The sequence below is a fragment of the Acinetobacter sp. V2 genome (assembly GCF_001188385.1).
In the GTDB taxonomy this organism is placed as follows: Bacteria; Pseudomonadota; Gammaproteobacteria; order Pseudomonadales; family Moraxellaceae; genus Acinetobacter; species Acinetobacter oleivorans.
On the sequence record NZ_JZFB01000003.1, the window covers coordinates 98,781 to 102,874 of the forward strand.

Annotated in this window: 7 protein-coding genes; 6 read left to right on the forward strand and 1 reads right to left on the reverse strand. The window is 39.7% G+C overall.

Annotation, left to right across the window (positions count from 1 at the left end):
* Both UC75_RS21340 and UC75_RS11400 read left to right on the forward strand, forming a co-directional pair.
* The coding region (locus tag UC75_RS21340) for a nicotinamide mononucleotide transporter (RefSeq protein ID WP_228137353.1) at window positions 1-152 on the forward strand (152 nt) is incomplete at its 5' end.
* Between the two features lie 14 nt (window positions 153-166).
* A complete protein-coding gene (locus UC75_RS11400) occupies window positions 167-466 on the forward strand; it encodes a hypothetical protein (RefSeq protein ID WP_049837659.1) in 300 nt (99 codons plus the stop codon).
* A 47-nt stretch (window positions 467-513) separates the two neighbouring features.
* Here the strand turns inward: UC75_RS11400 and UC75_RS11405 are convergent, their stop codons facing one another.
* Window positions 514-1,326 carry an IclR family transcriptional regulator gene (locus UC75_RS11405; RefSeq protein WP_005303269.1) on the reverse strand — a complete coding sequence of 271 codons (813 nt, stop codon included), beginning with the start codon at window positions 1,324-1,326 and terminating at the stop codon, window positions 514-516.
* 273 nt (window positions 1,327-1,599) lie between these two features.
* On the opposite strand from UC75_RS11405, the gene UC75_RS11410 reads away from it, so the two are divergent.
* From UC75_RS11410 to UC75_RS11425, 4 genes are read left to right on the forward strand one after another with little or no spacing between them, the layout of a single operon-like run.
* Window positions 1,600-1,905, forward strand: coding sequence for a non-heme iron oxygenase ferredoxin subunit (locus UC75_RS11410; RefSeq protein WP_002117586.1), 306 nt, complete (start codon window positions 1,600-1,602; stop codon window positions 1,903-1,905).
* A gap of 27 nt (window positions 1,906-1,932) precedes the next feature.
* A complete protein-coding gene (locus UC75_RS11415; protein ID WP_049837660.1) occupies window positions 1,933-2,232 on the forward strand; it encodes a recombinase-like helix-turn-helix domain-containing protein in 300 nt (99 codons plus the stop codon).
* 16 nt (window positions 2,233-2,248) lie between these two features.
* Complete coding sequence (locus tag UC75_RS11420) at window positions 2,249-3,316, forward strand: aromatic ring-hydroxylating oxygenase subunit alpha (protein ID WP_049837661.1); 1,068 nt, start codon at window positions 2,249-2,251, stop codon at window positions 3,314-3,316.
* On the forward strand, window positions 3,309-4,073 hold the full coding sequence (locus UC75_RS11425; RefSeq protein ID WP_049837662.1) for an SDR family oxidoreductase: 765 nt from the start codon (window positions 3,309-3,311) through the stop codon (window positions 4,071-4,073). The genes UC75_RS11420 and UC75_RS11425 overlap by 8 nt, the downstream gene beginning before the upstream one ends.
* The last annotated feature ends 21 nt before the right edge of the window (window positions 4,074-4,094 follow it).

Genomic DNA, 4,094 nt, shown 5'->3' on the forward strand with positions numbered 1-4,094 from the left:
TTGTCGATATTATTTATGTGGGCATGTTTATCTATAAAGATTTATTTTTAACAGCTGCTTTATATGCAGCATTTGTTTTGATGGCAGCTTATGGTTGGTATCAATGGGAAAAAGTTAAAAAGAAACAGCTTTTAGCCTCTAACCAGCTTTAGTTTGGAGAGTGATCATGTTGTTGAGCTTAGATGTCTATAAACAACAACAGTTTGATCTGATTGCTGCAAAAATAATGGCAGAGCCAAAACAGTATTGTGAATTTAGTTCAGTGTCAGATTTTTATAATGTCGCGTGGCTCAAAAATTTCCCACAAGGCAGCCAGATTTCTGCCACTGGCTTAGATGACGGTGCTGAAGAGTTTTATGCGGTTGTTCAATTTAAACAGCAGTATTTAAAACTTGATATTAAAGAAAGCCTTTCGGTACTGATTTTTCAAGATATGAATGGGAACGTATTTAAGTGTAATTTTTAATTTAAGGAATAAAATCACAAAAAAAAGCGACTTAACGTCGCTTTTTTTTAATAAATAAATTTGGAAATTTTGTTTGCTGTTTCAACGACTAGGCTTGCAATATCTTCTTTAAATGTTCTTTCATCGTAAGTGGTAATTGGACAACTTACTGAAATAACAGCGACCATTTTACCGTTTGACTGTTTAAAAATAGGTGCCGCACAGGCTGCCATATCATGATTGTAATGACCCCAGCTGACCATGGTTTTTTGGGTTTTTACATAGACTAATCTTTGTAATAGGGTTTTTAAATTGGTTGGCGTCAGTTCAGAAAAACTATCCCAATCATCAAAGTTACGATAACGCTGACGTACTTCAGTTTCAGGTAAATCAGACAATAACATTTGACCAATGACGGTTGCATGAGCAGGCCAGCGAGTCCCTAAGCTAATGTTGCTCGTGAAGGTTCCCATCGACTGAATGTTATTTACAAAGACAATATGAGTGCCTTCTAAAATTGAAAGGTGTACCGCAAGTTTGGTCTGGTCACGTAGTTCTTTCATTAATGGTGTCGATAAATCGAGTAATGAAAGTTTAGATAAACTGTTAAAACCAAGCTCCATGACTTTAGAATCGAGAGCATAAGTTTTTTGAGATGCTTTTCTTAAATAGCCACAAGATTCGAGTGTATAGATCAGACGAAATGCACTAGAACGGTTCACTTCTAAAATTTCAGCAATTTCTGTAATGGTCATTTCTTGCGCTTGTTGGTTAAATGCTTGCAAGATAGCTAAACCCCGTACAAGTCCGGGTACTAAATAACGATCATCATTTTTTGTTGTTTCTGATTCTTGCGAATCTTCTTCAATTGCTATGCTCATTCGTGTCATTTTCCTATAAATAAAACATGATTCAATTTGGGGCATGCTGCTTTATTTTATAACTATTGTAATTGTTAAAAATGCATAAAACAATTTTTATATTTAAAACTTTGTTTCTTGTTTGAAACGTAACAAAATATTTAAAATTAATTAAGCTAATGAATTTTATACTTATTTTTACTTTGACAAAAAATGATTAAGGGGATTATGCTTAGCCTGTGTTTTGAAAATCAAATTATGTTTTGTATATAAAACAAAATGAGGACGCAAGGTATGAGTTGGATCTCAGTTTGTCAGCAGGGTGACGTTAGCGAAGATGAGCCGAAAGCCATCGAAATCGAAGGGAAAAAAATAGGCGTATTTTTCGTCGATGAAAATTACTTTGCTATCGAAAATGTTTGCCCTCATGCGTATGCCTTATTAACCGAAGGATTTATCGAAGATCAGACTGTTGAATGTCCATTGCACGAAGCAATTTTTGACATTCAAACAGGTGAGCTAAAAAGTGGACCCGGGTGTAGAAACCTATGTACTTACCCAGTTCGTGTTGAAGGACAGGATATTCAAATTCAACTCTAGTCCTCACATGTACAAGGAAGCAGAACAATGAAGACATTTAATGAAAAGTTGGCAAGCTGGATTCATGCAACGCCGGCAACCGAAGCAGGTATCAACAATATTCAAATTCCTGGTCAATCTGAATTGTTGGTTTGGCAAACACGTTATAAAGAACCAACGCTCTACGAACAAGATTTTGTAAAGAACTTGATTCAGGCATTTTCTGCGGGTGCAACAGAGTTAGATGACGTTGTTTCTGCACTTAATCAACAGGGTTTCCGCTGTGAATCTGGTGATGAATGGACTTCTGCAAACTTTACAGAAGAAATGCAACGTTTAGGTTATTGATTCAGGGACGAATAAAATGAACGCAATCGTATCAACTTCACAAAGCGCTGAAGAATATTTAGAACTTGGTTTACGTGACCAATGGCATCCGGTTTTAGCAAGTTGGGAAGTCGCTGCTAATCCAGTTGGAATTACTCGTTTAGGCGAAAACATTGTGGTTTGGCGTGATGCCGAAGGTCAGGTTCATGCACTTGAAGACCGTTGTCCGCATCGCGGTGCGCGTCTTTCACTTGGTTGGAACTTAGGCGACCGAGTTGCTTGCTGGTATCACGGTGTTGAAGTTCGTGCCGATGGTGTGGTTGCAGATGTGCCAGCCGTTCATGAATGTCCAATGACAGGAACTAAATGTCTAAAGAACTATCCGGTAATTGAGCAACATGGCGCAATCTTCATCTGGTTTGGTATCGATGCAAACGAACAGCCAAAACCGCTTGAGTTCCCAGAGCAACTTGCAAGCGAAGAGTGGAGTGCATTCCTTTGCCAAGCGGACTGGAAAGTAAACCATCAATACGCGATTGATAATGTGATGGACCCAATGCATGGTAGTTATTTACATGCGACATCGCACTCGATGGCAGATGGTGATCGTACCGCAGAGATGAAACACCGCACGACCGATAATGGCTTTATTTTTGAAAAAGAAGGTCAATTAGGTGTGAACTTCGACTGGGTTGAATATGGTTCAACAGGTGCGAGTTGGTTACGACTTTCAATTCCATACCGTAAGCAATTTGGCCCAGGTGGCGAATTCTGGATTGTGGGTTATGCAACGCCAATTGATGCCAATAATACTCGCGTATTTTTTTGGCGCTGTCGTAAAGTAAGTGGCTGGCAACGTAATGTATGGCGCTTCTTATATCGCAATCATTTAGAACAGTTGCACTGGGATGTATTGGAACAAGACCGAATTATTTTAGAAAACCTTGCACCAAATGCGCGTGAAAAAGAGTTCCTCTATCAACACGATGTTGGTCTTGCACGTTTACGTCGTTTAATGAAAAAAGAAGCTGAGAAGCAATTAAAGAAAATTGCTGCGCTAAATGCATCAAACCGTATCGAGATGCAGGAAGAAGCTCATGGCTAATGTAGCGTTGTTGCAAGGCAAAAAAGTTTTAGTAACTGGTGCTGCACGTGGTTTAGGCCGAGATTTCGCTCAAGCCATTGCCGAGGCTGGTGCTGAAGTTGTGATGGCAGATATTTTGTCTGACTTGGTCCAACAAGAAGCACAAGCGTTACAGCAACAAGGGCTAAACGTTCATGCTGTCACCGTTGACCTTGCCAATGCAGACTCTATTGAAAATGCGGTTGTAAAAAGTGTGGAAACTTTACAAGGACTAGATGGCCTTGTGAACTGTGCGGCACTGGCAACCAATGTCGGTGGAAAAAATATGATTGATTACGATCCTGAACTTTGGGATCGGGTCATGAATATTAATGTGAAAGGCACATGGCTGATCAGTAAGGCCTGCGTTCCCCATTTAAAGCAATCGGCTGCTGGCAAAATTATTAATGTTGCTTCCGATACAGCACTTTGGGGCGCACCGAATCTAATGGCTTATGTGGCAAGTAAAGGTGCAATTGTTGCCATGACACGTTCAATGGCAAGAGAGTTGGGGCAGTCAAATATCTGTGTCAACACATTGTCTCCGGGGTTAACTTTGGTTGAAGCAACCGAGTATGTACCTCAAGAACGTCACGATTTATATGTCAACGGAAGAGCGATTCAACGTCAGCAACTTCCACAAGATTTAAATGGAACAGCATTGTATCTACTGTCGGATTTGTCCTCTTTTGTGACAGGTCAAAATATTCCGGTCAATGGCGGTTTTGTCTTTAACTAAGGAGTAGTCAAATGATTACAG